The sequence below is a fragment of the Streptomyces sp. NPDC018019 genome, assembly GCF_044327805.1.
GTDB lineage: Bacteria > Actinomycetota > Actinomycetes > Streptomycetales > Streptomycetaceae > Streptomyces.
The window spans coordinates 1-23,456 of the sequence record NZ_JBIRGD010000027.1; the positions used below are offsets into that span (position 1 = coordinate 1).

Annotated in this window: 19 protein-coding genes; 3 read left to right on the forward strand and 16 right to left on the reverse strand. The window is 74.9% G+C overall.

Features of this window, described 5'->3' with window-relative positions; genetic code table 11:
* From ACH4FX_RS33595 to ACH4FX_RS33615, 5 genes are all read right to left on the reverse strand, one after another.
* The coding region (locus ACH4FX_RS33595) for a carboxyl transferase domain-containing protein (RefSeq protein ID WP_398485224.1) at window positions 1-206 on the reverse strand (206 nt) is incomplete at its 3' end.
* Window positions 203-1,198, reverse strand: a complete 996-nt coding sequence (locus ACH4FX_RS33600) for a Gfo/Idh/MocA family protein (protein ID WP_398485225.1) — start codon at window positions 1,196-1,198, stop codon at window positions 203-205. The genes ACH4FX_RS33595 and ACH4FX_RS33600, both read right to left, overlap by 4 nt.
* Window positions 1,191-2,654 carry an NDP-hexose 2,3-dehydratase family protein gene (locus tag ACH4FX_RS33605; RefSeq protein WP_398485226.1) on the reverse strand — a complete coding sequence of 488 codons (1,464 nt, stop codon included), beginning with the start codon at window positions 2,652-2,654 and terminating at the stop codon, window positions 1,191-1,193. Before ACH4FX_RS33605 ends, ACH4FX_RS33600 begins: the two co-directional genes overlap by 8 nt.
* Before the next feature lie 75 nt (window positions 2,655-2,729).
* A complete protein-coding gene (rfbH, locus tag ACH4FX_RS33610) occupies window positions 2,730-4,034 on the reverse strand; it encodes a lipopolysaccharide biosynthesis protein RfbH (RefSeq protein ID WP_398485227.1) in 1,305 nt (434 codons plus the stop codon).
* Between the two features lie 45 nt (window positions 4,035-4,079).
* A complete protein-coding gene (locus ACH4FX_RS33615; RefSeq protein WP_398485228.1) occupies window positions 4,080-5,099 on the reverse strand; it encodes an NAD-dependent epimerase/dehydratase family protein in 1,020 nt (339 codons plus the stop codon).
* A 123-nt stretch (window positions 5,100-5,222) separates the two neighbouring features.
* On the opposite strand from ACH4FX_RS33615, the gene ACH4FX_RS33620 reads away from it, so the two are divergent.
* Window positions 5,223-5,876, forward strand: coding sequence for a dTDP-4-dehydrorhamnose 3,5-epimerase family protein (locus ACH4FX_RS33620; RefSeq protein ID WP_398485229.1), 654 nt, complete (start codon window positions 5,223-5,225; stop codon window positions 5,874-5,876).
* 95 nt (window positions 5,877-5,971) lie between these two features.
* Here ACH4FX_RS33620 and ACH4FX_RS33625 read toward each other — a convergent pair whose 3' ends face one another.
* From ACH4FX_RS33625 to ACH4FX_RS33645, 5 genes are all read right to left on the reverse strand, one after another.
* Window positions 5,972-7,630, reverse strand: coding sequence for an FAD-dependent oxidoreductase (locus tag ACH4FX_RS33625; protein ID WP_398485230.1), 1,659 nt, complete (start codon window positions 7,628-7,630; stop codon window positions 5,972-5,974).
* Window positions 7,627-8,643 (reverse strand): dTDP-glucose 4,6-dehydratase, encoded by a 1,017-nt coding sequence (gene rfbB, locus ACH4FX_RS33630; RefSeq protein ID WP_398485231.1) that lies wholly within the window; start codon window positions 8,641-8,643, stop codon window positions 7,627-7,629. Before rfbB ends, ACH4FX_RS33625 begins: the two co-directional genes overlap by 4 nt.
* The gene (locus tag ACH4FX_RS33635) at window positions 8,640-9,707 is read right to left on the reverse strand and encodes a glucose-1-phosphate thymidylyltransferase (protein ID WP_398485232.1); all 1,068 of its coding nucleotides are present in this window, start codon (window positions 9,705-9,707) and stop codon (window positions 8,640-8,642) included. The genes rfbB and ACH4FX_RS33635 overlap by 4 nt, the downstream gene beginning before the upstream one ends.
* Window positions 9,708-9,782: 75 nt before the next feature.
* Window positions 9,783-10,346, reverse strand: coding sequence for an NADPH-dependent FMN reductase (ssuE, locus tag ACH4FX_RS33640; protein ID WP_398485233.1), 564 nt, complete (start codon window positions 10,344-10,346; stop codon window positions 9,783-9,785).
* 29 nt (window positions 10,347-10,375) lie between these two features.
* Window positions 10,376-11,527 carry a MupA/Atu3671 family FMN-dependent luciferase-like monooxygenase gene (locus ACH4FX_RS33645; RefSeq protein WP_398485234.1) on the reverse strand — a complete coding sequence of 384 codons (1,152 nt, stop codon included), beginning with the start codon at window positions 11,525-11,527 and terminating at the stop codon, window positions 10,376-10,378.
* A gap of 209 nt (window positions 11,528-11,736) precedes the next feature.
* Between ACH4FX_RS33645 and ACH4FX_RS33650 the strand changes: the two genes are divergently transcribed.
* Together ACH4FX_RS33650 and ACH4FX_RS33655 are read left to right on the forward strand one after the other, a co-directional pair.
* Window positions 11,737-13,272, forward strand: a complete 1,536-nt coding sequence (locus tag ACH4FX_RS33650) for a class I adenylate-forming enzyme family protein (protein ID WP_398485235.1) — start codon at window positions 11,737-11,739, stop codon at window positions 13,270-13,272.
* 83 nt (window positions 13,273-13,355) lie between these two features.
* Window positions 13,356-13,625 carry a phosphopantetheine-binding protein gene (locus tag ACH4FX_RS33655; protein WP_398485236.1) on the forward strand — a complete coding sequence of 90 codons (270 nt, stop codon included), beginning with the start codon at window positions 13,356-13,358 and terminating at the stop codon, window positions 13,623-13,625.
* A 192-nt stretch (window positions 13,626-13,817) separates the two neighbouring features.
* On the opposite strand, the gene ACH4FX_RS33660 is transcribed toward ACH4FX_RS33655, so the two are convergent.
* The 6 genes from ACH4FX_RS33660 to ACH4FX_RS33685 are packed head-to-tail and all read right to left on the reverse strand — an operon-like array spanning window position 13,818 to window position 23,315.
* Complete coding sequence (locus ACH4FX_RS33660) at window positions 13,818-14,984, reverse strand: nucleotide disphospho-sugar-binding domain-containing protein (protein ID WP_398485237.1); 1,167 nt, start codon at window positions 14,982-14,984, stop codon at window positions 13,818-13,820.
* Entirely contained in the window at window positions 14,872-16,599 is a 1,728-nt protein-coding gene (locus ACH4FX_RS33665) for an MFS transporter (protein WP_398485238.1), read from the reverse strand. The genes ACH4FX_RS33660 and ACH4FX_RS33665 overlap by 113 nt, the downstream gene beginning before the upstream one ends.
* The gene (locus ACH4FX_RS33670) at window positions 16,596-17,765 is read right to left on the reverse strand and encodes a nucleotide disphospho-sugar-binding domain-containing protein (protein ID WP_398485239.1); all 1,170 of its coding nucleotides are present in this window, start codon (window positions 17,763-17,765) and stop codon (window positions 16,596-16,598) included. The genes ACH4FX_RS33665 and ACH4FX_RS33670 overlap by 4 nt, the downstream gene beginning before the upstream one ends.
* Window positions 17,753-18,919: a nucleotide disphospho-sugar-binding domain-containing protein gene (locus ACH4FX_RS33675; protein ID WP_398485240.1), complete on the reverse strand. Its 1,167-nt coding sequence runs from the start codon at window positions 18,917-18,919 to the stop codon at window positions 17,753-17,755. Before ACH4FX_RS33675 ends, ACH4FX_RS33670 begins: the two co-directional genes overlap by 13 nt.
* Window positions 18,907-22,119: an amino acid adenylation domain-containing protein gene (locus tag ACH4FX_RS33680; RefSeq protein WP_398485241.1), complete on the reverse strand. Its 3,213-nt coding sequence runs from the start codon at window positions 22,117-22,119 to the stop codon at window positions 18,907-18,909. Before ACH4FX_RS33680 ends, ACH4FX_RS33675 begins: the two co-directional genes overlap by 13 nt.
* Entirely contained in the window at window positions 22,116-23,315 is a 1,200-nt protein-coding gene (locus ACH4FX_RS33685; RefSeq protein WP_398485242.1) for a nucleotide disphospho-sugar-binding domain-containing protein, read from the reverse strand. The genes ACH4FX_RS33680 and ACH4FX_RS33685 overlap by 4 nt, the downstream gene beginning before the upstream one ends.
* Between the last annotated feature and the right edge of the window lie 141 nt (window positions 23,316-23,456).

A 23,456-nucleotide genomic window follows, 5' to 3' on the forward strand; every position in this document is an offset into this window, starting at 1 on the left:
GTGGCCCGGTGCCGGCGCAGCGGCTCGACCTCCCTGAAGGAGCCCTCGTCCAGCAGCAGCCCGATCCGCTCACGCGCGGTGAGCTTGCCCTTGGCATGCTGCGCCGCGGTCGCCCGCTCACCGGGCCCGCGCCGGGCCTGCTCACGGATGGCATGCAGCTCGGCGACCCGCCCGCGAGCGCCTTGCGTTTCGTGGGCCGTGCTCATGTCTCGTCTCCTCCCGGACGGCGCGCTGCGCGGGCCCGTACGGCGTCCAGCAGCGTGGCCTGCTCCAGGCACCGGTCCGCGTCGGGCGACCCGGCGACACCGGAGCGCACCGCGCGGACGAACGCCTGCACGGTGGCGGCCACTTGGTCGTACGGTGCGAGGGTCAGCTCGCGGGGCCCGCGCCCGTCGCTGATCCACAGGGTGGGCTTGTGGTCGGCGGGCGGGGTGAAGGCCGGCTCGACGCGGATCGTCCCTTTGCTGCCCCACAGTTCGTAGACCGACCGGTACGCGTGGTCCATGCCGAACGCCAGCTGGCCCAGCACACCCCCGGGGGAGCGGAGCAGTACCGCCCCCGAGGTCTCCACGGCCGAGCCGGGGGCGTGTTCCAGGGCAGCGCCGACGATCTCCAGGCCGCCGCCGAGGAAGTGCAGCGCGGCGCGCACGGGGTAGTAGCCGATGTCCAGGAGCGCGCCGCCGCCGAGCGCGGGGTCGTGCCGGATGTCCCCGGGGGGCGGCGCGGGCACGGCGAAGGCCGCGCTGAACGCCCGGAGCTGCCCGATCGCCCCGCTGCCGACCAGTTCGCGGACCACCGTGTGCTGCGGGTGATGGACGAACATCACGTTCTCCATCAGCACCAGCCCGCGGGTGCGGGCCAGTTCGAGCAGGGCGGCGGTCGCGGCGCGGTCGGTGGTCAGCGGTTTCTCGGCCAGGACGTGCTTGCCCGCGCGCAGGGCCCGCCCGGCCCACTCGGCGTGCAGCGAGATGGGCAGCGGGACGTAGACGGCGTCCACGTCGGGGCGTTCCAGCACCGCGTCGTAGGAGTCGGCGGCAGCGCACCCGTAGCGGGCGGCCACCTCCCGCGCGCGGCCCCCGTCGCGGCTGGCCACCGCGGTCAGCTCGACGCCGGGCTCCGCCGCCATGGCGGGCAGCACCCGGCGGCGGGCGATGCCGGCGGTACCGAGGACGGCGATGCGCAGGGGGTGTTCAGTCATGCGGGTGGTGTCCCATGGCGTTGAGGCAGGCGAGGAGGGTCCGGGCCTGCACGTTGACGTAGTGGCCGTGTTTGACCAGGGCGGTGAGCTGGCCGACGGACACCCACTGGTAGCCGGCCGGCGGCTCCAGGGGCGCCTCGTCGGGGGACGCCTCGATGACCAGGTACCGGTTCTCGGCGTGCAGGAAGCGGCCGCCCTCCTCGGAGTGCACCCGGTCGTAGCGGATGCGGTCCGGGGCCGCGGAGAGCACCAGGTCGAGGAAGGGGGGCCGGGCGCCCGGGCGCGCGAAGTTCTCCGGCGAGCACTGCACGGTGGGCGCCAGTTCCACGGTGTCCAGGAAGCCGCCCTCGACCTTGGCGTGGGCCAGCACGTGCAGCACCCCGCCGATCGTCCGGGCCAGGAACGCCGCGACACCCCGGCTGCGCGGCTCGATCAGCGGCTGCGTCCAGCCGGTGACCTCGCGGTTGCCGGCCTGCACCCCGACCGCGACCACGTCGAACCAGCGGCCGTCCGCCGTGCCGATGCGGTCCGCCCGGCGGGTCCAGCCGGGCAGCCCGTCGAGCGGTACCCGCTCGGCCCGTACGTCGTAACGGGAGCGCTCGGCGGTGAACCAGGACAGCAGGTCCACGTCGCTGTGCAGGGCGCCCGCCTCCGGGTCCCGCGCGCGGGCCAGGGCCCGGCCGAAGCCGTCCCGGCCGGCGGCGGACGGTGGCGGCGCGTACGCGGGCAGGCAGGCCAGCACCGTACGGGAGTCCATGTTGACGAGGTTGTCGCGGTGCAGCAGCGCGGAGATCTGGCCGAGGGTGAGCCAGCAGAAGTCGTCGTCGGCGGGCACCTCGCCGTCCACCTCGACGATCATGTTGCGGTTGCTCTTGTGCAGGAACCACGAGCCGTGCTCCGACTGGAGGACGTCCGCGAGCACCCGGCCGCGGCCGGGCCCGGTGAAGTACTGGATGTACTTCACGTCGGTGCCGCGGTGGACTTTGGTGTAGTTGCTGCGGGTGGCCTGGACGGTGGGGGAGAGCTGGAGCACGTTGCGGTTGCCCGGCTCCATCTTGGCCTGCATCAGAAAGTGCAGGACGCCGTCGAACTCCTTGGCCAGGATGCCCAGGATGCCGACCTCGGGCTGCTTGATGATGGGCTGGTACCACTCCCGGTGCGGCCCGTCGTCGACCGTGACGTGCAGCCCCTCCACGCTGAAGAAGCGTCCGCTGGCGTGCACCAGGTTCCCGGTGCCGGGCGCGAAGGACCAGCCGCGCAGCGCGGCGAAGGGGATGCGCTCGACGTGGAAGCGGCCCGCCGCCCCGCGCGCCGCGAACCAGCGGTGGAACTCCTCGGTGGACAGCCGGCCGCGGCCCGCGGCGGCGGAGCGGGCGAGCCGGCCGGCGACCGAAACCGGCTCGCGGGGCCGGACGGCCGGCTGCGGCTCCGTCCGCTCCGCAAGATGCGTCGACATGTACGGTCTCTCCTCGTCAAGAGTGCGGTGGTGCGGTGGTCGAAGGGGGCCCGGCGGCCGGCCGGACACGGGCGCTCAGCCCCGCGCGGCGACGAACTCGCGCACCGAGGCCGCCATGTAGTCGGTCATCTCGTCGGTCAGGCCCGGGTAGACGCCGATCCAGAACGTCTGCTCCGTGATCACGTCGGAGTTGGTGAGGTCGCCGACGACGCGGTGCGGTACGTCCACGTAGGCCGGCTGGCGGGTGAGGTTGCCCGCGAAGAGGTTGCGGGTGCCGATCTTCCGGTCCTCCAGGAAGTTCACCAGCTCCTTGCGGGAGAACGGCGCCTCGGGATCGACGGTCAGCACGAAGCCGAACCAGCTGGGCTCGCTGCCCAGCGTCGCCTCCGGCAGGATCAGCCACGGCACCCCGTCGAGCGCCGCCCGCAGCCGCTGCCAGTTGTGCCGCCGGGCCGCGGTGAAGTCGTCCACCTTGGCCAGCTGGGTCAGCCCCAGCGCGGCCTGGAGGTCGGTGGCCTTCAGGTTGTAGCCGACGTGCGAGTAGATGTACTTGTGGTCGTAGCCGGCCGGCAGGGTGCCCAGCTGGTACTGGAACCGCTTGAAGCAGCGGTCGCTCTCGCCGGGCTCGCACCAGCAGTCCCGGCCCCAGTCGCGCAGCGACTCCACGACGCGCGCCAGCGCCAGGTTGGAGGTCAGCACGCAGCCGCCCTCGCCCATCGTCAGGTGGTGCGCCGGGTAGAAGCTGACCGTGGTCAGGTCGCCGAAGGTGCCGGTGAGCCGGCCGCCGTAGGTGGAGCCGACCGCGTCGCAGTTGTCCTCGATCAGGAAGAGGTCGTGCTCCTCGCAGAGCTGTGCGACCTCGGCGACCTCGAAGGGGTTGCCGAGCGCGTGGGCCACCATGACGGCGCGGGTGCGGGGACCGATGGCGGCCTTGATGCGTTCCGCGGTGGTGTTGTACGTCTTCAGCTCGACGTCGACGAAGACCGGCACCAGGCCGTTCTGCAGGATCGGGTTGACGGTGGTGGGGAAGCCGGCGGCCACCGTGATCACCTCGTCGCCGGGGCGCAGCCGGCGGTCCTCCAGGTGCGGCGAGGTGAGCGCCGTCATTGCCAGGAGGTTCGCCGAGGAGCCGGAGTTGACGAGGTGGGCCTTGCGGCGCTTCATGTAGCGCGCGAACCGCGTCTCGAAGCGCCGGGAGTCGCGGCCGGCCGCGATCCGCATGTCGAGGGCCGCCTCGACCAGCGCCGCCCGGTCCTCCGGGCCGAGCACCGCGCCCGACGGCCAGATCTCGCTGACGCCCGGGACGAACGCGCCGGCCGGCTCGGCCGCCCGGTGGTACTCCCGCACCTGATCGAGGATCCGTGCCTTGGTCTCGCTCATCTTGCCTGCCTCCATGGTCGGTTCGGCACGAAGTCCGTCACACCGTTACCCGTCGCGGCCATGGTGGCCGGGCCGACTTGAACGGCACTGGACAACGGGTCGCAGCCTGGCGGCGGTCCGCGCCTCGGCCAGCAGGTCGCGCAGCGAGTCGTCCAGGCTGCGGCGGGGCCGCCAGCCGAGCAGCGTCCGGGCGAGGCCGATGTCCATGCGCTGCCACTCCGCCTCCGGGGGCCGGCCGCCGGGGGCGGGCGCCTCGACGATCTCGGTGCCGCGGCCCGCCAGTTCGGTCAGCCGGGTCACCAGGTCGCGGACCGGCACGGCCCGGCCGCCGCCGATATTGACGACCCGCCCGGTGGCCGGGGACCCGGCCGCGGCCAGCACGGCGTCCGCGACGTCCCGTACGTCCACGAAGTCGCGATGGGCCAGCAGCGGGGCCAGCCGCAGCGCTCCGGGGGACGCGGCGGTGAGGTGGCGGGCCACCCTGCCGAGCAGGCTGACCGGGTCGGTGCCCGGGCCGGACACGTTCGAGACGCGCAGCACCAGCCCGTCCACCCGGCCCGCCCGGGCCGCTTCGAGTACGGCCAGCCCGCCGGCCAGCTTGGACCGGCCGTACGGGGTCACGGGCCGGGCCGGGGTGTCCTCGGTGATGCCGCGGCGCGGGCCGGGCCCGTACTCGTGCACCGAGCCCAGCTGGACCAGCCGCGGCCGGTCCGGCAGCGCCGCCACGGCGGCCACCAGCCGCCGCACCAGGACCGTGTTGGCGAGCGCCATCTCGTCCTCGCCGACGCCCCACACCGCGCCCGCCGCGTTGACCACCACCTGCGCGCCGCACTCCGCGAGCAGCCGGGTGATCCGCTCGGGCGCCGCCCGCACGAGGTCGAGGGCGACCGTGCGGTACGGCGGCGGCACGGCCGGCGTGCCGCGGGCGACGCCGGTCACCGCCCAGCCCGCCGCGGCGAAGGCCGCGCACAGGTGCCGGCCCACGAACCCGGTGGCGCCCAGCACCACCACCGAGGGCGCCGCGCCACCCCGCTCGCCGTCTGCTGTCCGGTCGATCACCGACACCGTCCCCGCCTCCTGGTCGTCCGTTGGGACGGGCACTGTGGCGCGGGCCGCTCGCGGGCCGCTGGACAGGCGCTCACGCGGCGCTACCAGGATTCGAGCCGGGCCCCCTACGGTCCGGGACCCATGAGGATCGAAGAGACCGCCGTACCGGACGCGTACCGCATCACCCCGAAGCTGCTGCCGGACCCGCGGGGGACCTTCCACGAGTCGTACCGGTACGACCTCCTCGCCGCCGCCACCGGCCACCACTTCGTGCCGCGCCAGGTCAACTACTCGGTGTCCGGGCGCAACACGGTGCGCGGGCTGCACGGGGTGGCGATCCCGCCGGGCCAGGCCAAGCTGGTCAGCTGTGTGCGCGGGGTGCTGCTGGATGTGGTCGTGGACGTACGGGTCGGGTCGCCGACGTACGGCCGGCACGACTGCACCGTGCTGGACGCGCGGGAGGGCCGGGCGGTCTTCGTCGCCGAGGGCCTGGCGCACGGCTTCGTGGCGCTGACCGACGACACCTGCATCAGCTACCTCTGTTCGACGGAATACCGGCCCGGCACCCAGCTGGACCTGCGCGCCTTCGACCCGGAGCTGGGGCTGCCGTGGGCCCGGTGGCTGACCGGCGAACCGCTGCTCTCGGAGAAGGACGCCGCGGCGCCCACCGTGGCCGAGGCCGCGGAGCGCGGGCTGCTCCCGGACTACGCGACGTGCCGGGCGCTGTACCGGGCCAACGGAGCGCAGCTGAGCGGCGGTCCGGCCGCCCCTCCACCGCCCGCCGCCCGGCTGTGACGACGTACGCGTCCACGACGTGCCCGTGACGCCATACGAGAGCCCGCCCCCGGCAGTGCCGGAGGCGGGCTTCGTCGTGTGGCCGGTTCCGCCGCTCAGCGCGCGGCGCTCTCGGCGACCCGGGCGGCCGGGCGCAGGCCCAGCGCCGCGAGGGCACCCGCCGGCCCGGTGGGGGAGTCACCGCGCGCGGCCAGGTAGCCGTCGGGCCGTACGAGCAGCCAGCCGCCGGGCGCCACCCCGAGGGCGGTGGCGAGCCGGTTCCCGGGGTCGGCCAGCGTCGCCGCACCGCCCGCCTGGTCGCCGTTGACCGTACGGATCCGCACGCCGTCCCCGTACCGTCCGGCGATGTCCCGCAGCTCCCGCACGGTGTCCGGGGGCAGCTCGCCGAAGGTGAGCAACAGCCAGCCGGGGCACCCCAGTTCGTCCGTGAGCCGCTGCCATCCCTCACTGGCGGCGTGCCCGGCGCCGTCCACCCGGCTGACGCGCTCGCCCGGCCGCAGCGCGCCGCGCGGGGCCCCGGGCCCGGCCGCGTACGTGAGCGGGCCCTCGGCGTACGACAGGCCCAGCGCGGACATCCCGCCCATGATCTTGCGCTGGATGCGGCCCTTCAGCGGACGCAGGGTGCGCAGCACCGTGAACGCGGTCCGCAGCGCGGCCGCCGCCCGGCGGCTGCGCAGCTGCACCAGCATCGTGGCCATCCGGGTGGTGCGCAGCAACTCGGCGCCCACCGGCACCCGTTCCTCGCTGTAGGTGTCGAGCAGCGGCTCGGCGGCCTCGCCGCGCAGGACCGCGGCCAGCTTCCAGGCGAGGTTCACCGCGTCCTGCACACCGGTGTTCATGCCCTGGCCGGAGGCGGGGCTGTGCACGTGCGCGGCGTCGCCCGCGAGCAGCACACGGCCCTGGCGCATCCGCCCGATCATGCGCTGCTGGATGGTGAACACCGAGACCCAGCTGGGCTCCGCCACCTCGGCCGGCTTGCCCGTACCGGTACGGATCTTCGCGGCGAACCGCCGGGCCACCATGGCGTCGTCCCCGCCGTAGGAGGTCTCCGCGGTGTCCAGCAGCCGCCACTTGCCGGGCTCGGGGAACGGCACCATCATGACCGTCCCGGTGGGCGTGCGCATCCAGTGGATGCTGTCCTGCGGCAGGTCGCAGTCCACGAAGGCGTCCGCGATCAGCCAGGTCTCGCTGCTCTCGCCGGTCAGCTTCAGGCCCAGCTGCTTGCGGACCGTGCTGTGGCCGCCGTCGCAGCCGACCAGCCAGCCGGCGGTCACCGTCTCGGTCCGGCCGTCCGCGTGCCGCAGCCGGGCCCGGACGCCGTCCGCGCCGCGGTCCTCGAAGTGCTCCAGGCGCACGCCCCACTCGGGCGCGACGCCGTGCCGGGCGGCGGCGGTGCGCAGCACCTCCTCGGTGACCGCCTGGTCGACCATGAGCGTGAAGGGGAAGCGGGTGGGCAGCCGGCTGTAGTCGGTGTCGAAGCGGATCAGGCGGCGGCCGTTCTGGTGCAGCGTGAAGTGCTCCACCCGCCGGCCGCGCGGCAGCAGGTCGCCGAGGACGCCCATCTGGTCGTAGGTCTCCAGCGTACGGGCGTGGGTGGCCAGCGCCCGGCTGGTGGTGGCCGGCCCCTCCGCCGCGTCCACCAGGCGGACCCGGACGCCGTGCCGGGCCAGTTCGTGCGCGGCGCTCAGGCCGACCGGCCCGGCGCCCACGACCAGGACCTGCGGTCCGGGCGCCGTCTCGTGGGTCACGGTCATGCGTGGTGCTGCCTTTCGGTGTTCGGGTCTGCGTCGTGCGCGGGTGCCGCGTCCCGGGCCGCCTTCCACCAGTCCGGGTTGTCCCGGTACCAGGCGGCCGTGGCGGCCAGGCCCTCCTCGAAGGGGATGCGCGGCGCGTAGCCCAGCTCCGCGCGGATCTTGCTCTCGTCGAGCGCGTAGCGCAGGTCGTGGCCCTTGCGGTCGGCGACCTCGACCACGTGCGACCAGTCGCGGCCGGTCAGTTCCAGCAGCCGTTCGGTGATCTGCCGGTTGGTCTGCTCGTTGCCGCCGCCGACGTTGTAGATCTCGCCCGCCCGGCCGCGCGTCAGCACCAGCTGGATCGCCCGGCAGTGGTCGTCCACGTGCAGCCACTCGCGGACGTTGCCGCCGTCGCCGTACAGCGGGACCGTGCCGCCCTCCAGGAGACTGGTCACGAAGCGGGGGATCAGCTTCTCGGGGTGCTGGTAGGGGCCGTAGTTGTTGGAGCAGCGGGTGACGGAGACGTTCAGGCCGTGGGTGCGCCAGTAGGCGCGGGCGACCAGGTCCGAACCGGCCTTGGACGCGGCGTACGGGGAGTTGGGCAGCAGCGGCCACTCCTCCGTCCAGGAGCCCTCCTCGATCGAGCCGTACACCTCGTCGGTGGAGACGTGCACCACCCGGGGAACGCCGGCGCGCAGGGCCGCTTCCATGACGTTCTGGGTGCCGCCCACGTTCGTCGTGACGAACTCGGCCGCCGACTCCAGCGAGCGGTCCACATGCGACTCGGCCGCGAAGTGCACCACCGCGTCGTGGCCGGGGACGACCTCCAGCAGCAGCGGCAGGTCGCAGATGTCGCCCTGGACGAAGGTGAGCCGGGGGTGCGCGGCCGGCAGGTTGTCGCGGTTGCCCGCGTAGGTGAGCTTGTCGAGGACGGTGACCTCGGCGTCCTCGTATCCCTCGTAGCCGCCGTCCAGCAGCGTACGGACGTAGTGCGAGCCGATGAACCCGGCGCCGCCGGTGACCAGGATCTTCACGCCGCGACCTCCACCCGGGTGTGGTCGCCGACGACCAGGCGGTGGTGGCGGTGCGCGACATGGGTGCCGGTCACCGCGGCGGACCGGCCGAGCAGCGAGCCGTGCAGCCCGCGCACGCCGGAGACCGTCACCCCGTCCAGGGCGATGGAGTGGTCCAGGTGGGTGCCGGTCAGGACGCAGTCCCGGCCGATGGAGGTGTGCGGGCCGACGTGGCTGTCCTCCAGCACGGTACCGGCGCCGATCACCGCGGGGCCCTCGACGAAGGACCGCCGGATGCGCGCCCCCGGTTCCACGACGACCGCGCCGATCAGCACGCTCTCGCCGTCCACGTCGCCCTCGACGCGGCGCTCCACGGCGTCCAGGAGCATCTGGTTGCACTCCAGGACGTCCTCGACCTTGCCGGTGTCCTTCCAGTACCCGGCGTACTCCTGGGCCCGCACGGTGGCGCCGTGGGACACCAGCCACTGGATGGCGTCGGTGATCTCCAGTTCGCCGCGCGCGCTGGGCTCGATGGCGTCGACCGCCTCGTGGATGGCGGGCGTGAAGAAGTACACGCCGATCATGGCCAGGTTCGAGCGCGGCACCGCCGGCTTCTCCACCAGGCGCCGCACCACGCCCCCGGCGTCCACCTCGGCGACGCCGAACGCGCGCGGGTCGGCGACCTGCTGGACCACCACCTGCGCGGCCGGGCGCAGGGCGCGGAACTCGGCGGCGGCCTCGGCGACGCCCTGCGGCAGCATGTTGTCGCCGAGGTACATCACGAAGTCGTCGTCGCCGAGGAAGTCCCGGGCCAGCGACACGCACTGGGCGAGGCCGGCCGGGGACTCCTGCGGGATGTAGGTGAGCGCGACGCCGAGCCGCGAGCCGTCGCCGAGCACATCGGCGATCTCCTTGCCGTGGTGGCCGACGATCACCCCGATCTCGGTCACGCCGAGGTCGCGGATGTTGTCCAGCACCCGTTCGAGCACGGGCCGGTTGGCGATCGGGATGAGCTGCTTGGGCATGGAGTAGCTGAACGGGCGCAGACGGGTACCCGTCCCGCCGGCCAGAACCAGAGCCTTCATGGGGTCCTCTTCCGTGGTGTGTCGTGATGTCTGTCGGTGCGGGCGCGGCGCCGCCGGCCGGCCGGGTCCCGCGGGTCAGGCAGCCTGCGCCGGGCGGTGCGCCGTACGGTGGCCGCCGAGCGCGTCCACCAGGGCGGCGAACCGGGCGGTGGCGCCGTCCAGGCGCGCGCCGGCCTCGGCGTCCAGGCCGCCGGGACCCTGCCGCGCCCGCCCGGCCGGTACGAAGCAGCTCTCCGCCACCGCGGCCGGGCGCATCGACATCAGGACCGGCCGCAGCCCGTAGTCGAGGGCCAGGACGTGGGCCGGCGAGCCGCCGGTGGCCAGCGGCAGCACCACCTTGTCCGCCAACGCGTGCTGCGGCAGGACGTCGAGGAACGTCTTGAGCAGCCCCGAGCACCCGGCCTTGTAGACCGGGGTGGCCAGCACGACGGCGTCCGCGCCGGCCAGCCGCGCCGCGGCGCCGGCGAGGTGCGGGTCGGCCGTGTCACCGGCCAGCAGCGCCGCCGCCGGCAGGCCGCGTACCGCGAGGGTGTCCACCCGGTGGCCATGGGCGCGCAGCCCTTCGGCGGCGCGCAGCAGCACCTGGTGGGTGAAGGAGACCGGCGACGGGCTGCCGGAGACGGCGAGGATCGTCGGCATGGGACAACCTCCAGAGGGGAGAGCGGGCGTCAGCCGGCCGGGGTGGGGACGGCGGGCTCCGGGGCGGCCGTACCGGGCCGTGCGGCGGCGCGGCGCACCTCGTCGAGCAGTTCCAGCGAGGCGAGCACCCGGTGCGGGCCGTCGACGAAGTCGACCAGGCAGGCGATCTCGTCGGCACCGGCGGCGTGCACCCGGCGGGCGGTCGCGGTGCACTCCTCGACCGAGCCGATCAGCGCGTTGCCGGACAGGTAGCGGTCCACGCCCAGGTTGGCCAGCTTGCGCCGGGCCGACTCGGCGGCGAGCACCTCGCTGCCCGCCTTGTCACCGCTCATCCGGCCGCCGGCGCCGACGGCCCGCGCCTCCAGGTCGATGGCGGTCAGCAGATAGTCCTTGAGGCTGCCGCCGCCGACGCGGCGGGCCTCGGCCGGGTCCTCGGCGACGTACGTGTGCATCATCACCGTGACCTTGCCAGGTGTGGTCCAGCCGGCCGCCGTCCGGGCCGCCCGGTACACCGCCGTCTTCCCGGCGAGCGAGGCCACGTCCTGGTTCTCCAGGTGGGTGAGGATGTTGCAGCCCAGCCGGCCGGCCTCGCGGAACGTGTCCTCGCTGCGCGACGCGGTCACCCACACCGGCAGCTCGTCCTGCACCGGGCGCGGGTAGACCGGCAGGGTGACCTCGTCGCCCAGCGGGGTGGTGCCGGTCCACCGCCCGCTGCGCCAGGCCGCGCGGATGTCCGCCACGTCCCGGACCAGCTGCGCGCGCCGGTCCGCGTACTTCTCGGGCGCGATGACGAAGTCGTTGACGTTCCAGCCGGAGCCCACCGAGATCGCCGCCCGGCCGCCGGAGAGGCCGTCCACCATCGCGAAGTCCTCGACGACGCGGGCGGCCGGGTGCAGCGGGGTGACCACGCTGCCCGCCCGGATCTGCACCCGCTCGGTCACCGCGGCGATGGCCGCCGAGGTGACGGCCGGGTTCGGGAAGGCACCGCCGAAGCGGTGGAAGTGCCGCTCGGGCGTCGACACGAAGCCGAAGCCCAGCTCGTCGGCGCGGCGGGCCGCGTCCAGCATCAGCCGGTAGGTCTCCCGCGCCTGGTCGCCGACCGCGGCGAAGAAGAAGACGCCGAGGTCCAGCGGCTGCTCACCCGCGTGCGTACCTGGGGCCTGCCGGGAATCCGCGTTCATCCTGTGCTGCCTCCTTCCCCGTCGGACGTCGTCACGGCGGGGTCGTCTTCGTGGGGGCTTGCTGCCCGCGGTCACCATCGGGCGGTCACCTCGCAGCCGACTTGAGCGCCGGGCAGGCCGCGCGGGACCAGCACGGCTCCAGTACGGCTCCAGCGCCGCGCGCGAGGGTCGCCGGGACCACTCCGACCCGAGCCGACCGAGGTTGCTGGATGACGACTCAGACACTGGTGGCGCCGGACACCGACACCGGCACCGTGCACGGACTGCTCGCCGCGGCGGTGGCCGCCCGGCCCGGCGCGCCCGCGGTGCGGGACGCCGCGGGCGGCTGGACCTACGCCGAGCTGGACGCCTGGTCGCGCGCGTACGCGGACTGGCTCGACGGACAGGGCGTCCGCCGCGGGGACCGCATCCTCGTACGGCTGGGCAACGTCCGCGAGTTCACCGCCCTGCTCTTCGGCGCCCTGCGCCGGGGCGTGGTGTTCGTGCCGGTCAACCCGGCGATGAAGCACTTCCACCTCAAGACCGTGGTGCCGGACTGCGACCCCGCGCTGCTCGTCGCGCACGACGGCCAGGACGCCGTCGCCCTCCGCGAGCTGACCGACCGCCCCGTGCACACGCCGGACGCGGTCCACCGGGCCGCCGCGCGGCGGTACGCCGCCGGGCCGGACGGCCGGGACGCCGAGGCGCGCCCCGGCGACCCGGTCCTGCTGATCTACACCTCGGGCTCCACCTCGGCGCCCAAGGCCGTGCTGAGCACCCACGCGCCCGTCGTCTTCGCCGCGAAGGCCATCGCGGCCCGCCTGCGCTACCGCCCGGACGACGTGGTCCTGGTGGCCGTGCCGCTCTCTTTCGACTACGGGCTCTACCAGGTCCTGCTGTCCGTACTGGCCGGCGCCGAGGCCGTGCTGAGCGAACCCGACCGGCACGTCCGGCTGCTCGGCACGCTGCACGAGCACCGGGTCACCGTCGTGCCGCTGGTCCCCTCGCTCGGCGAGATGCTGCTGAGGCTGTCCGCCCGCGACCGCCGGGAGGCGCCGCCGGTGCGCCTGTTCACCAACACCGGCGCCGCGCTCACCGCGCCCGTCATCGCGCAGCTGCGCGCCGCCTTCCCGCACGCCCAGGTGTCCCCGATGTTCGGCACCACCGAGTGCAAGCGGATCACCGTGCTGGAGCCGGACGGCGACCTGGCGCGGCCGGGCTCGGTGGGCCGCGCCCTGGACGGCACCGAGGTGCTGATCCTCGACGACGACGGACGGCCGCTGCCGCCCGGCACGGTCGGCGAGATCGCGGTACGCGGCCCGCACGTCATGTCCGGGTACTGGCGCGCCCCCGAACAGACCGCGCTGCGGTTCCGTCCCGACCCGGTCACCGGCGAGGTCACCCTGCACACCGGCGACTACGGTCACCTCGACGCCGACGGCCACCTCTACTTCGAGGGCCGCCGTGACGACCTGTTCAAGCGCAAGGGCGTGCGGATGGGCACCCTGGAGATCGAGACGGCCGCGCTGGACATCCCCGGCGTCTCGGCCGCCGCCGCCCTGGCTCCCGCCGACGGCCATGACCTGACCCTGTACGCCGTGACGGAACTGACCCCCGACGACGTACTGGCGCAGCTCGCCGAACGGCTGGAGGCCGCCAAGGTCCCCGCGGTCTGCCACCCCCTGCCCGCGCTGCCGCTCACCCCGAACGGCAAGACCGACAAGCAGCGGCTGCGCCGCGAACAGGACGCCCGCCGCACCGGCTGAGCGCTCCCGCCCCTCCCGTACGACTCCCGAACGACCCCCGTACAGCCCCTGTACGACCCCGTCACGACCCTGAAGGAGACCCGATGACCACCGCTGACGCGCCCTGGGACGCCGGCTTCGAGGAGCTGCTGTCCTCGGTGCTGCCGCGCCGGGACCGGACCGGGCCGCTCACCGCGGACCTGGACCTGAAGAAGGCCGGCCTGGACTCGATGGCCACCATCGAGCTGCTCGTCCGCCTGGAGGCCGCCTACCGCGTGGAGTTCCCCGAGGACGCCCTCACGGCCGCGACCTTCGCCACCCCGGCGGCGCTCTGGACGGTCCTGTCCGCCCAGCGCGCCACCGCCCACGCCTGACCCGCCCCGTACATCCCGCTTACCGGAGGACCACCATGAGCCACCTCTTCATCGGACTCGGCATCACCGTCGTCGCCTGCCTGATCATGAAGTTCGGCGGTGACGCGCTGAAGAAGCGCCGCCGCTGAACGGCCCGTACACCGAAGGAGCCCCCGGCCGGGAAGGCCGGGGGCTCCTTTCGTACGAGCGGCGTCAGCGGGCGGCCAGGCGCTCCAGGTCCTCCACGACGCGGGCCGGGCTCGGCATCGCGGCCATGTCCGCGCGCAGCCCGGCCGCGCCCTGCGCGTACCGCGGGTCCGCCAGGACGTCCCGGAGCGCCTCGCGCACCCGCGCCGGGTCGTTCTGCGGCGCGGCCTCCGGGAGGGCGCGCGCGGCGCCGGCCTTCTCCAGGTGCTCGGCGGAGGCGAACTGGTCGACCAGTTGCGGCAGCACCACCTGCGGCAGGCCGAACGCGCAGGCCGTCATCGTCGTGTTGGCGCCGCCGTGGTGCACGACGGCGTCGCAGTCGCGCAGGAAGAGGTTGAGGGGCACCGGCTCCACCACCCGCACGTTGCCGGGCACCTCGCCGAAGCCCGCGTGGAAGTCCGGGTCGGCGGTGACCACCGCCTCCACGTCCGCCAGTCCGTCGAAGGCCGCGATGATCGAGCGGAACAGGCCGGTCCCGTTGAGGACCAGCGTCTGGCGGCCGAGGCACACCGCCACCCGGCGCACCCCCTCGGCCGGGGGTGTGCGCAGCCACTCCGGCGCGGTGCCGGCGCCGTTGAACGGCACGTAGCCGATGGGCGCGCCCGGCGCCGCGCTCGGGTGGCGCAGCGCGGGCGGGCACGGGTCGAGCAGCAGGTCGGGGTCGGGCAGCCCGGCCAGGCCGAGCCGGGTGGCGGCGCCGTGCAGGAAGTTGCGGGCCGAGGCCCGGGACGGGCCGCTGAGCGGGTCGACGCCCCAGCGGTGCTGGACGCAGGGGACGCCGAGGGCGCCGGCGACGAGCTGGCCGGCCAGTTCCATCTGCTCGGAGACGATCAGGTCGGGCCGCCACCCGCGGGCGAACTCCAGGTAGGCGCTCAGCAGGTAGCGGGCGTGCGTCTCCCACAGCTTCGTGGCGCCCGCCATCTTCTCCGGCGGGGTCGGCCCCATCAGTTCCAGCGGGCGCTTGCCGGGCGGCAGATGGCGCAGCAGGACGTCCAGGCCGTGGAACCGGTCGCCGATGTCCACGGCGGAGATCCCGGCGGCCCGGGCCGCGTCGGTGACGTCAGGCTGCGCCGCGACCGTCACCTCGTGTCCCGCGCCCTGGAGCGCCCAGGCCAGCGGAACCATCGGGGTGAAGTGGGTGGGGAAGGGGGTGCTCAGCATCAGTACGCGCATGGTCGTCTTCCTGGGAGGGGTGGTCGGGTACGGCGGGATCGGTCCCGGGGCCGGGGGCGGTGTGCGGGGCCGCCGCGGGCGCGGCGTCATGGACGTTGACGTCCTTCATCAGCAGGGCCGTCAGCAGCGCCACCAGCAGCAGCGCCGACGAGGTCAGCAGGACGGCCCCGGTGGCGTCCGCGAAGGCGTCGGTGACGATGCGGCGCGGGGCCGGGTCCAGCCCGGCGAGCCGGGCCGCGGCGGCGTCCGGGTCGCCGACCCCCGCGTCCCCGGCCACCGCGGCGAACCGCGTGCTGAGCACGACACCGAGCACCGTGCCGCCGATGGTGGAGCCGAGCATCGTGGCGAACCGGGACGTGGTGGTGACCACGCCCAACTGGTCCGCGGGCGCGGCCGACTGGGTCATGAACAGGGCGATCTGCGTCACGCCGCCCAGCCCGACGCCGAGCAGCAGGAGCAGCGCGTCGAGCTGCCAGACGGGCGCGTCGGCCGCGGTGAGGCCCAGCAGCGCGGTGGCGGTGGCGGCGGTGGCCGTGGTGGTGACCAGGACGGCCTTGCACCGGCCGGTACGGTTGATCACCTTCCCCCAGCCCGCGAAGACCAGCACCACGCCGAGCGCGAGCGGGAGCAGGTGCAGACCGACCGCGTCGAGGTCCACGCCCCGCACGATGTTCAGGTGGTTGACGAGGAACACCGGCAGCGACAGCAGCGCGAAGCCGCCGGTGAACTGGAGGATGGCGGCGGGCCGGAAGACCCGGTCCTTGAAGAGGGCGAGCGGCATCAGCGGGTCCGCGGCCTTCAGCTGGCGCGCCACGAAGCCCCCGGCCATCAGCGCGGTGCCGTAGAAGTACGGCAGCACCGGACCGGAGAGGGAGCGCTGCTCGCCGAACGCCTTGACGCCCAGCAGCAGCGCGCAGGCGGCGCCCGCGATCAGCACCGAACCGAGCACGTCGACCCGCTGCCGGGTGCCCCTGACCGGCAGCCGCAGCGCCCAGCCGATGCCGGCGAGCGCCAGGCCCGCCAGCGGCACGTTGAGCCAGAAGATGCCGCGCCAGGACAGTTCCTGGCTGATCGGGCCGCCGATCATCGGGCCCGCGACGAGACCGGCCGCGATCAGCGCGCCGCCCGTGTTCGAGCGCCCGGCGCGGGACGTGGGCGGGTAGAGCGTCGCGATGACGATCAGCGTCATGCTCATCAGCCCGCCACCGCCGAGGCCCTGCACCGCACGGAAGACGATCAGCTGGGTGAGGCTGCCGGCCACCGCGCACAGGCCGGACCCGGCGAGGAAGGTGGCGAGTGCGGCGAGGTAGATGCGCCGCGGCCCGAAGCTGTCGCTGAGCCGGCCGTACAGCGGCTGGGCCGCCGTGGCGGCGAGCAGGTACGCGGTGATCAGCCAGGGGAACCGCTCGATGCCGTGCGCCGGGTCGAGGTCCCGCACGATCGGCAGCACCGCCGAGGAGATGATCGAGCCGTCCAGCAGGGCCAGGCCCATGGTCCCCATCGCGCACACGATGAAGACCAGCACCTGGATGTCGGTCATGCCGTACGGGTTGGGCTTCTTCTCTTTGGCGGGAGTGGCGGCCTTCCCGGGCGTCTCCGTAGTCGTCGCGCTCATCGCGCCACCGCCTGACGGGCCGTCAGCTCTTCCAGTACGGCCACCGTCTCGGCGGCCGACGGCATGGCGGCGACCTCCGCGCGCAGCCGTCCGGCGGCGGTCCGGTACGCGGGACCGGTGAGCAGGCCGGCGAGCGCGCCGGCCAGCCGTCCGTCGCTGTTCTGCGCCTCGGCGGAGTCCAGGGTGATCCCGGCGCCCGCGGCGGCGACCCGGTCGCCCGCCACGAACGCGTCCCCGAGCTGGGGGAGCACCAGCTGCGGTACGCCGAGCGCGGCGGCCGCCAGCGTGGAGCCCGCCCCGCCGTGGTGCACCACCAGGTCGGCGCCAGGGAAGAGCAGCCCCGGCGCCGTGCGGGAGGTGTACGTCATGCCCGCGGGCAGCGGGCCGACTGCGGCCCGGTGTTCCGGAGCCGCGGAGACGGCCGCCTCCACCGCACCGGCCGCGGCCAGCGCGTCCACGACGCGGCGCAGCAGCGGCGCGCCGCCGAGGTCGAGGGTGTGCCCGCCGAGGGCCACCGCGACCCGGCGCCCCGGCGGCGTGGTGTACGTCCACGGGGTGCCGCCGCCGGTGTGCGGCTCGGGCCGTACCGGCCGGGCGGGCGGCGCCTCGGTGCTCGCCAGCGCGGGCGGCGCCGGGTCGAGGACCAGGTCGGGGACGGGCACGGCGGCGAGACCGAGCCGTTCGCAGAGCGGGCCGAGCCACATCCGGGTCTGGCCGAGCATGAACGTACTCGTCGGGTTGACGCCCCAGCGGTGCCAGACGCTCGGGACGCCCAGCACCTTGCCGATGACCGCGCCCGTGTAGTCCATGTGGTCGGACAGCACCAGGTCGGCACGCCACTCGCGGGCGAGTTCCAGGTAGTCGGGCAGGAAGTACGGCGCGTGGTTGCGCCACATCTGGGCCGCGCCGTCGATCTGCCGGGCGGGCGGCCGGCCGGTCGCCTCGATGGGCCGCAGTCCCGCGGGCAGGCCGCCCCGGCGCAGGTCGAGGGCGTGGAACGGGTCGCCGAAGGGGACGGTGTCGAACCCGGCCGCCGCGGCGGGCCCGGTGACGTCCGGCTGCCCGGTGACGAGCACGTCGTGCCCGGCGGCGGCGAGTTCCCGCAACAGGGGCAGCAGGGGCAGGAAGTGGGTCTCGGCGGGGCTGCTGACGGTCAGTACGCGCATCGGAGGGTCTCCAGGTCTCGGACGACGGCGGCGGGGCTCGGCATGGCGGCCATGGACGCGGCCAGCTCGCGCGCGCCTTCGGCGAAGCGCTCCTCGGCGAGCAGGGTGCGGACCGCCTCGGTGATCGACTCCGGGGCGTTCTGTTCGTCGGCGGTGGCCAGGGTCAGCCCGGCACCGGCGGCGGCGAGCAGCTCGCCGCCCTGGAACTGGTCCACCAGCTGCGGCATGATCAGCTGCGGCACCCCCGCCCCGGCCACCGTGAGCAGGGTGTTGGCGCCGCCGTGGGAGACCACCGCGTCACAGGTGTGCAGGAAGCCGCTGAGCGGTGTCGGCGGTACGACCGTCACGTTGGCGGGCAGGGTGCCCAGGCCGCCGAGGAACTCCTCCTGCACCGTCATGACGGCTTCGGTCTCCGGCAGGGCGCCGAACGCCTCGATGATGCCCCGGAACATCGGCAGCCCGCCGAGCGCGATGGTCTGGCGGCCCATCGAGACGCAGACCCGGGGCCGCCCGCCCCGCTCGCGCAGCCAGGCGGGCACCGGACCGGTGCCGTTGAACGGGACGTGCCGGACCGGGGTGCCGGCCGGTGCGCCCGGCACCAGCAGTTCGGGCGGCGCCGGGTCGAGCAGCACGTCCGGCACGGGCAGGCCGCCCTCGATGCCGAGCCGTTCGGCGGCGCCGCGCAGCAGGTCCTCCGCGGTCGAGCGCATCAGGTGGCTCATCGGGTCCACGCCCCAGCGGTGCGAGACGACCGGGATCTTCAGGGCCCCGCCGACCAGGCACGCGGCCCAGTCGAAGATCTCCGACACCACGAGGTCGGGCCGGAACCGCCGGGCCACCTCCAGGTAGCGCGGCGCCAGGTAGCGGGAGTGCAGCACCCACACCCGCGAGCCGATCAGCGTCATCTCGGGCGTGAGCGGGCCGACCACCTCGATGGGCCGCTTGCCGGGCGGCAGCGGCGGGGTCAGCAGGTCCTTGCCGAAGAACTGCCGGCCCACCGTGACGGTGTTCAGGCCCGCCGAACGGGCCGTCGGCACGATGTCGGGCTGGCCGGCGACCAGCACCTCGTGCCCGGCGCCGCGCAGCGCCCAGGCGAGCGGCACCATGCAGGTGAAGTGGGTGGATTCGGGACTGCTCAGGATCAGTACGCGCATCGGGTGTCCTCGGACGGGATGGATACGGTCGAAAGCGGGGCGCCGGCGGCGGGCGCGGTACGGGCGGCACGCGAGCCGTCCGCGCCGTACGCGGCCGGGCCCCGGCGGACGGCTTCGGCGTAGGCGGTCACGACCCGTTCGGCGGTCGCGGCGGGCAGCCGGTCGGTGCGTACGGACGCGGTGACCGCGAAGCCGTCCGGCACCGGGCGCACGTCCAGCTCCAGTTCGGTGAACATCGACGGGCTGCCGATCCGCGACACCGCGCTGGAGCAGCCCGGCAGGTCGAGCCGGGGGTCGGGGTCGTCCTGCATGAGGAAGCTGGGCATCGGGCGCAGCGCCTCGCCGCCGCCGGTCAGCACCAGGGTGCGGGCCAGGGTGGCGCCGCCGGTCTCCTGCGCGGCGAGCGCGTCGTCCACGTTCGCCACCGCCTGCGCCAGCAGGCCGCCGTCCGGCGCCGCGTCCTGGTGCGGCGGCCAGAAGCGCAGGTACAGCAGGTCGACGCGGCAGCTGACCGCGGTGGCCAGCACACCGCTGCCCCGGCGGGCCACCGGCACCTTGACCGCGATGTCCGCCTGGCCGCTCAGCTCGCGCAGGACGAGCCCGAACAGCGCGGCGAGCACCGCGAACCGGGTGGTGCCGAGCGCCCGCGCCCGCTCGTCCCAGGGGGCGATGCCGGCGGCGGACACCACGGCCGAACGGGAGTGCCCCGGCCCGGCGTTGTGGTCGGTGTCGGTGCGGCCGGGCAGCTCCAGGGCCTCCTGGAGCTCCAGGTGCTCCTCCCAGTAGGTGTGCTGGGCCGCCAGGTCCACCCGGGCGAGCACCCGCCGGTGGTCGGCGGCCACGTCCGCGAGGGTGGCGGCAGGGGCCGGGAACCGGGGCACACGGCCCGCCAGGCGTGCGGCGTAGGCGAGGCCGAGGTCGGCGGCGAGCACCGTCTCGGACGCGCCGTCGAAGGCCACGTGATGGACGACCAGGCCGAACAGGGTGCGTCCAGTGGTGGTGTCGCGCACGGCGGCGCACCGCCACACCCGCCCGTCGCGCACCGCCAGCGGCCGGAGCGCGGCCGTCAGCCAGGCGGTGACGGCGGCCGGCCCGTCCGGTGCGTCGGGCAGCCGGATCAGCTCCGCCGCTCCCGGGTCGTCCGGCACCACGGCGTACCCGGTCTCGTTGTCCCGGATCAAGTACCGGGCGTGCAGCGCCTGGTGGCGCCGGTGCACGTCGCCGACGGCCCGTTCCAGTACGTCGAGGTCGAGCGCGCCCTCGATCCACCAGGTCACCCGGCAGAGGCCGCCCAGGCCCTCCGTGTCGTGGGCGCCCGCGAAGAGGAACCCGGCCTGTTCGGGTGGCAGCAGGACCTCGCCGGGGCGGAGGCCCGGCACCGGTCCGGTGCCGGCCGCGGCGTCGGGCGCGGTGGCGTCCAGCCAGGCCGCGAGCCCGCGCACGGTCGGCGTGCGGAAGATCTGCGAGGGCTGGACGGCGGCGCCCAGCGCGGAGTCGAGGTGCTGGCACAGCCGCGCCGCGTCCAGCGAGCTGCCGCCCAGTTCAAAGAAGGACGCGTCGGCCGTGACGGGGCAGCCGTCCAGGACGGCGCGGAACGCGGCGGCGACCACGGCCGCGGTGCCGTCGAAGGTCTCGGCGGGCCGTTCGGGGCGCTCCTGCTCCGGGCGGACGCGGTCGCCCAGCGCCGCCCGGTCGATCTTGCCGTTGGCCAGCTGCGGGAAGCGGTCGAGGAGCTGGACGCGGCGCGGCACCAGGTACTCCGGCAGCCGTTCCGCCAGGCGGGTGCGGAGCGCGTCGGGGCCGGGCCCCGCCGTACCGCCGCGCGTGTAGAACAGCGCCAGGCCGTGGTACGCGCCGTCGGGCCGCGGTACCGGCAGCACCGCCGCGCCGGTGACCCCGGCGACCCGCTCGGCCGCCCGCTCCACCTCCGCGGGCTCGATCCGGTGCCCGCGCACCTTGATCTGCCGGTCGGCCCGCCCGGCGTAGTGGTGGACACCCTCGGCGGTCCGGTGCCCCAGGTCGCCGGTGCGGTACAGACGCCGCCGTACGCCGTCCACCTCGGCCGTCACGAACGCGGCATCCGTCAGGTCCGGGCGGCCCAGGTAGCCGCGCGCCAGCCCCGGCCCGCCCAGGCACAGTTCGCCGGTCTCGCCCGGGGCGCACACCCGCGTACCGTCCAGGACCAGCACGTCGGTGTGCGGCAGCGCCGTGCCCAGCGGGACGCCCGCCGGGTCGTCGCAGTCCTCCGGCCGTACCGCGTGCGCGGTGACCAGCGCGCCGCACTCGACCGGCCCGTACACGTTGATCAGCTCGGTGCCGGGGTGTGCGTCGAGGAAGGCCCGGACCCGCGCGGGCGCGGCCCGCTCACCGCCGATGGCCACCCACGCCATCCCGGCGAAGGCCGTCACATCGGTGGTGACCAGCATGTTGAACAACTGGGTCGTCAGGAAGGCCGCGTTGACGCCCGCCTCGGCGATCAGCGCGCGCAGTGTGCGCGGCAGCAGCACCTGCTCGTCGAGCAGCACCGTCGTCCCGCCGGTCAGCAGCACGCTCCAGCAGTCCAGCGTGAAGCCGTCCCAGGTCGGGGGAGCGGTCTGCGGCATGACCGTGCCGGGGCCGAACCGGGCGAAGGTGTCGGTGTCGAAGAGCCGCACCGCGTTCTCGTGGGCGGCGACCACGCCCTTGGGCGTACCGGTGGAGCCCGAGGTGAAGAAGACCGAGCAGGCGTCGGCACCGGTCACCTCGACCGGCTCCGGGCGCAGCCCGCGCGCGGCGGTCACGGCCAGGTCCTCGGCGGGCGGCGCCCAGACGGGCACCGGCCAGGCGCCGTCGGCGGTGGTCACCAGCAGCCGCGCGTCCAGCAGGGCGAGGTGCCCGGCGATGCGGTCGGCGGGCCACCGCGGGTCCAGGTACGAGTACGCGGCACCGCACTTGAAGAGCGCCAGCAGCACCGCGATCAGGGGCGTCCCGCGCTCCATGAGCACCGGCACCAGGTCGCCGCGGCGCACCCCGCGCGCCTGGAGCAGTGCCGCGTACCCGTCGGAGGCCGCGTCCAGCTCGCGGTAGCCGACCCGGACATCGCCGTGGACCAGGGCGGTCGCGCCGGGGAATCGGCGGGCCGCGTCCTGGAAGAGGCCGTGCATGGTGGTGCCCCGCACGAACGGCGCGGTGTCCGGGGCGGGTTCGAGGAGTACGGTCATCTGCTCGCCTTCTCCGGTGTGGAAACGTCCGTGTGACCGGCCCGTACGCAGTCCTCCAGGAAGCCCACGAGCCGGTCGGGGGCGGGCATCCGGTCGATCTCGTCGCGCAGCGCCGCGGCCCGCTCCCGGTAGGAGGGCCGGGCCAGCAGGCCGTGTACGGCGGTGCCGACCGCGTCCCCGGTGGCACCGGCGGGCAGCGCGTCGCCCGCGCCGGACGCGCGCACCAGATGGGCCCAGTGCTCCTGGAAGGCGTTGCGGGGGAGGAGCAGCTGCGGCAGACCGCGGGTGACGGCGATCAGGCCGCTGCCGACGCCGCCGTGGTGCACCAGCGCGTCGCAGTGCGCGAGCAGCACGTCCAGCGGGAACGACGCCACCAGCCGCACACCGTCCGGCAGCGGGCCGGTGGTCCGGGCCTGCTCGGCGGTGACCGCGAGGACCACCTCGGCGCCCTGCTCGCGCAGCGCGCCGACCACCTGGTCGCGCACCTCGTCCAGTGCCGACGTGGTAACACCTCCGGTGACGCAGACCAGCGGACGGCCGCCGGGGCGCGGCGCGCGCAGCCAGGACGGCACTTCGGCGGGGCCCGCGAACGGCACGTACCGCATGTCGGCCCGGCGCACCCCGTGCGGCGGGCGCAGGCCCGGCGGGCACGGGTCGATCCACACCGAGGGGCCCACCAGTGGCTCGACGCCGAACCGCTCGAAGAGCCGGGCGTAGGACGGGCGCAGCTCCGCCGCCCGCTCGCAGTGCACGCCCAGCGACACGCCCCAGGTGTGCCCCACCGCCGGCACCTTGAGGACCGCGGCGGCCACCGGACCGGCGGCGGCAGCGGTGTCGTGCACCACGATGTCCGGGCGCCAGAACCGGGCGAAGGCCACCAGGTCGTCGGTGAGGGTGTCGGCGACCGCGATCATCTTCTCGGTCAGCGCCTCGGCCAGGTCCGCGTCGAGCGCCGTCGCCGAGGCACCGGAATCCTGCAACCGGCCCGGCCCCAGAGCGAGTTGCCGTCGGGCGGCAGCGCCCGCCGCCGCCTCGTCGCCGACCGGTACGGCCACCAGTCCGGCCCGGGTGACCGGCGCCACGCACTGGGGCCGCACCGCCACCCGTACGTCGTGCCCCGCGAGCCGGCAGGCCCAGGCGAGCGGGACGATCCAGGGGACATGGGCCGGGCCGTGACCCACGAACAACACGCGCATGCAGTAGCCTCACTCTTCCGCGTACGGCCAGTGGCAGGGAAAGCAGGGACACAGTGCGGCCGGCCGCTCGAATGCGGCTCGCGTGCGCCAGGAACGCGAAAGTGCCCGCGGGGGGGAGGCCCCCCACGGGCACCGGTGTGT